We start from the raw sequence: 4,722 nt of genomic DNA, 5'->3' as shown, positions 1-4,722 counted from the left end.
CGATGAACTGCTGCCCTGGCATTGGCGGCCAGCCGAAACTGCATCAATCGTCGCTGCGGCATAAACCGGCCGCTTACTCTGGAGCGACGATGCCTTGAAGAAGGGATCGACCCCAAATCGCCAGAAGCGCCAAAATCCGTTCCGGATGGCGTCTCTCGGTTCTTCCCGGATCACAAGAACTGGGATCTGACCGCACACCGGAAGCAGCAATCCGAAACGTTGCAGATTGTTGCCGACGGCCCTCGCATGGAGACGTCCCTCGTCATCTTCGATGAGGGTATCGGACAGGCGCCGGATGACTTTGAGGACACTTTTCTGTCGCTCCTCCGCGGCAACAAAAACGAGATCCATTTCGTACAGGGCAAATACAATATGGGTGGTGCCGGCGCTGTCGCGTTCTGCGGCAAACACCGCTACCAGCTCATCGCATCAAAACGCTTCGACAATCACTCCGAGTTCGGGTTCACCCTCGTCCGCCGACATCCGTTGACGACGTCCGAGGAAAGCACCCGCAAGAACACCTGGTATGAGTATCTTGTGATCGGCGATCGCATCCCGCGCTTCAAGATTGACGAGATCGAGCTGGGCTTGGCCAACCGAAGATTTCGAACCGGCAGCGTTGTCAAGCTCTACTCCTACGATCTGCCATCTGGCTCGCGATCAGTCATATCCCGTGACCTCAACCAAAGCCTGAACGAGTACCTTTTTCGGCCTGCGTTGCCGATTCTGACAGTCGACACAAAAGAACGGTATCCTGACGACCGAAACCTGGAGCGGGATCTTTTCGGGCTTCAACGGCGGCTAGAAGAAGACGACAGTAAGTACGTTCAGACCTACTTTTCTGATGAGATCAACGACGCCGAGATCGGGGCTCTGAAGGTTACCTCATACGTCTTCAATGCCCGAGCGGAAGGGCGATCTTCAAAGGACACACGCAGCACGATCCAGCGTGAATTCTTCAAGAACAACATGACGGTGATCTTTTCGATGAACGGCCAGGTCCACGGCCATCTCACATCGGAATTCGTCACGCGTTCTTTGAAGTTTCCCCTGCTGAAGGATCATTTGCTGATCCATGTCGATTGCACCGGGATCAGAACCGGCGTGCGAAACGAGCTGTTCATGGCATCACGCGATCGTCTGAAGGGCGGCGAAGAGTCGCGCGATTTGCGTAGACGCCTTGCCACGCTGCTCACCAGTGGGCGTCTTAAGGAAATCAATGCCGCGCGCAAGGCATCCCTAAATATCGAAGGCAACGACGCGGAAGATCTCTTACGCAACATGACCAGGCACCTGCCCCTCAAACAGGACTTGGCCAAGCTGCTCAACCAAACCTTTCGACTCGATGACTCACGCGAAGGCAAGCGCCAAAAGCTGGAAACAAAGAAGAAGACCGACACCCCGAAGCCCGAAAAGCCTGAGTTCAATCCTCAACGGTTCCCGTCAACTTTCCAAATTGAGGTCAAGGCGAAAGACAAGTCCGGAATGCCTTTGGTAATGCTCCCTGCAGGGAGCTCCAAGACCATACGATTCTCAACGGACGTCGAGGACCACTATTTCGATCGCGTGTCCGAACCCGGCGAGTTACGGATCGCCCTCCTCGGACCAGAACCGTCAGACGGTGAAGGAGGAAATGAACCCGGCAGGCTGACCAACATCAAATCGGTCCTAAACGTCGTCAAATCCAGCCCGACATCCGGCACGATTCGCGTGCATGTCAATGCAACGAACGATCTTGCTGTCGGGGATGCCGTCACCCTACGCGCCGAGTTGTCCCAACCCTCCGGTGCATTGGAGCAGGTCTTCATGGTGAAGGTGACGGACCCCGAAAACAAGAAACCATCGAACGATCCCGGCGACACCCCGGATGATCGCCTTGGCCTTCCCGAACCTGTGATGGTCTACAAAGAACCCCGCGAGGACGGCCCCGCTAACGTGATGACATGGGAAAAACTCGATGAAAACGGCATCGACATGTCCCATGAGACAGTTGTTCATCCGCTGGCCGATGAAAACGGTTTGAGCGCAGTCTACGTCAACATGGATAGCTCAGCGCTGCTGAACTACCGCAGCCGTTTGAAAACCCCGGAAGCAATAACGGTCGCAGAAAAGCGCTATTTTTCAGCAGTGTATTTTCACACCTTGTTCTTGTTTGCGATAACCAGAAACCGCAAATATCTGATCCAGCGAGAGGCTGAAGACGCGGACAATGTGTCGATAGAGATTACCGAGTATATTTCCGACCTTTTCACCAATGCCTACGCACAGTTTCTCCTCAGCTTTGACACCCAGGAACTCATCAGCGCATTGGAAGCTTGAAGCCTGAGCCAACAGGAACCAGGCCTCAAAGCCGCTTCCACGTTTCTGTGCCTTTACGGAATGTTCCAGAGGGGAAAGCCTTCCCCTGCGTCCGAGCCGGTGGTATCGGCCGACCCCTTCGAGCGGGGGTTTCCCCCGCAACGCCCCCTTTTAGAGTGAGAGTGCGGACGGGTCTGCCGTGACGGGATAAGGACTGGAGGAGAGGTCTCCGGCGCCCGTCGCGGAGTCCCGCGATGTCCAGACAGAACCGCAAATCCGGCGCCCGACTCGACCGGACAAATCTCTATTCTGAAATCACCGACAAGATCATCGCCGAGCTGGAGGCCGGCCGCGTGCCCTGGGTCCAGCCTTGGGGAACGGCGGCGGCGAAGGCTCCCCTTGGCCTTCCTAAGAACGCCTCCACCGGTCGTCAGTATTCGGGCATCAACATCCTGCTGCTCTGGGGCGCCGTGATCGAACGCGGCTTCTCCGGCCAGAACTGGTTGACCTTCCGCCAGGCGCTGTCGCTTGGTGGCCATGTCCGCAAGGGTGAACGCGGCACCACCATCGTCTATACCGACCGCTTCGTGCCGGACGACGAGAAGCGCCGTTGACCTGAGACCCCAGAACTCCTCCAGTTTGGTGTAGAGTCCGTCACACGCAGGAGACGGACGGAATGAAGCGTTCACGGTTCACGGAAGAACAGATCATCGGCATTTTGCGGGAGCAGGAAGCAGGGATGAAGACGGCGGATGTTTGCCGCAAGCACGGCATCTCGGAAGCGACCTTCTACAAGTACAAGGCCAAGTTCGGCGGGATGGACGTTTCCGATGCCCGCAAGCTGAAGGTTCTGGAAGACGAGAACGCCAAGCTGAAGAAGCTGCTGGCGGAAGCCATGCTCGACAATGCCATGCTGAAGGATGTTGCCTCAAAAAAATGGTGACGCCCGGTGTGAAGCGGGAGGCTGCGGCTCACCTGTGCACAGCGCATGGGGTGAGCCAACGCCGGGCGTGTGCGGTCTTGGCAATTGACCGGTCGAGTGTTCGGTATCGAAGCCTTCGTCCGGATGATTCCGATCTGCGTGAAGCCATGAAGAAGGTTGCCGGTGAACGCCGGCGCTTCGGCTACAGGCGTATTCACCTGATGCTGGAACGCCAGGGCATCTGCATGAACCAGAAGAAGCTGCGGCGCCTCTATCGCGAGGAGAAGCTTCAGGTTCGCAAACGTGGCGGCCGGAAGCGAGCATTGGGTACCCGAAGGCCAATGGTGTTGCCAAATAGGACAAACGAGCGATGGAGCCTGGACTTCGTGTCGGACGCCTTCACGGACGGTCGTCGCTTCCGGATTCTGGCCGTGGTCGACGATTACAGCCGCGAGTGCCTGGCGCTGGTGGCCGACACTTCATTGTCCGGTTTGCGGGTCACCCGTGAACTTGATGCGCTCATCCGTCTGCGAGGCAAACCGGTCACTGTGGTCTCAGACAACGGCACCGAGCTGACCAGTATGGCCGTTCTCAAATGGTGTCAGGAGACAGGCGTCGACTGGCATTACATTCAACCCGGCAAGCCGATGCAGAACGGATTTGTCGAGAGCTTCAACGGTAGCTTCAGGGATGAGTGCCTCAACGAGACACTGTTTTCTTCGCTCGCCGAGGCGAGAAGCCAAATTACCGCATGGAGGGAAGACTACAACCGAAACAGGCCCCACTCATCCCTGGGCAATCTCACGCCCAACGAATTCGCAATGAATATGACATTGCAAACACGGGCCGCATGAGGTCAAAAATCAACCGAAGGACTCCGCGCTGAAATGGAAGATGATCGGGTCTCAGGTCATCTAGGATGGACGAAAGGCGCTCCCTCCGATCCTTCGGATCAAGCGGGATTCTTCTAGACCATACCTAGCCTCAAGGTAATGATCTCTCCCCCGGCATCGCCGCCGTGCCATTAGCGCTCAAGTGAACTCCGTTTCCATCTTTCCAAAAATGCAATTCAACAGGGCTTCTCGGTCACGGGCGAGAGCTTCGACAAGGGAGTCGGCTTCGACAGACCGATCTAGCTTCGATTGTCGGTCCGAACACGATCGGCAGCGTCAAAGCCGTATGGCTCAACCCAATCCAAAGCGTGCCCCCTACGGCAACTCACGTATTTAGTGAATCCGCCGATTCTGCGCCGGTGCTTCCCTTCGATTGATTCCGATATGATTCCGGTTGGAAACTCGATTACGTTGCGTCAGGAATCAAAAACCCGCCAAGCTATTGCTTTGGCGGGTATTATTTGGTTGCGGGGGCAGGATTTGAACCTGCGACCTTCAGGTTATGAGCCTGACGAGCTACCGGGCTGCTCCACCCCGCGTTAATTGTGTTTGTTTTGTTTTGTTGTTTTTTTTGCAGAGTTTGTTTTTGCGCTTTGCGGGCCTGGCGGC

Annotated in this window: 3 protein-coding genes, 1 tRNA gene and 1 pseudogene; 3 read left to right on the top strand and 2 right to left on the bottom strand. The window is 56.3% G+C overall.

What is annotated here, in order from left to right:
* Positions 1–411 (bottom strand): hypothetical protein (locus RBB46_RS23220; RefSeq protein WP_306031449.1); only part of this gene is annotated, 411 nt, incomplete at its 3' end.
* On the opposite strand from RBB46_RS23220, the gene RBB46_RS23215 reads away from it, so the two are divergent.
* The 3 genes and pseudogenes from RBB46_RS23215 to RBB46_RS23205 all read left to right on the top strand — a co-directional run bounded on the left by RBB46_RS23215 (position 373) and on the right by RBB46_RS23205 (position 4,074).
* On the top strand, positions 373–2,319 hold the full coding sequence (locus RBB46_RS23215; RefSeq protein ID WP_306031448.1) for a hypothetical protein: 1,947 nt from the start codon (positions 373–375) through the stop codon (positions 2,317–2,319). The genes RBB46_RS23220 and RBB46_RS23215 overlap by 39 nt on opposite strands.
* 233 nt (positions 2,320–2,552) lie before the next feature.
* Positions 2,553–2,909, top strand: a pseudogene (locus tag RBB46_RS23210) (ArdC-like ssDNA-binding domain-containing protein); the annotation flags it as partial.
* 65 nt (positions 2,910–2,974) lie between these two features.
* Positions 2,975–4,074 (top strand): IS3 family transposase gene (locus RBB46_RS23205; RefSeq protein WP_306031447.1). Its coding sequence is split into 2 segments (ribosomal slippage): positions 2,975–3,224 and positions 3,224–4,074, totalling 1,101 coding nucleotides; the frame shifts between segments, so codons are not numbered across the junction.
* A gap of 501 nt (positions 4,075–4,575) precedes the next feature.
* On the opposite strand, the gene RBB46_RS23200 is transcribed toward RBB46_RS23205, so the two are convergent.
* Positions 4,576–4,652 (bottom strand) — tRNA-Met (locus tag RBB46_RS23200).
* Positions 4,653–4,722 lie beyond the last annotated feature (70 nt).

It is taken from the genome of Stappia sp. MMSF_3263, from assembly GCF_030733745.1.
GTDB lineage: Bacteria > Pseudomonadota > Alphaproteobacteria > Rhizobiales > Stappiaceae > Stappia.
The sequence above is the reverse complement of the archived record's forward strand: the minus strand, read 5'-3'. Positions and strand labels throughout refer to the sequence as shown.

Excerpts from the sequence above, each read along its gene's own strand:
- RBB46_RS23215 (WP_306031448.1), top strand. The coding sequence starts at position 373 with ATGGGTGGTGCCGGCGCTGTCGCGTTCTGCGGCAAACACCGCTACCAG.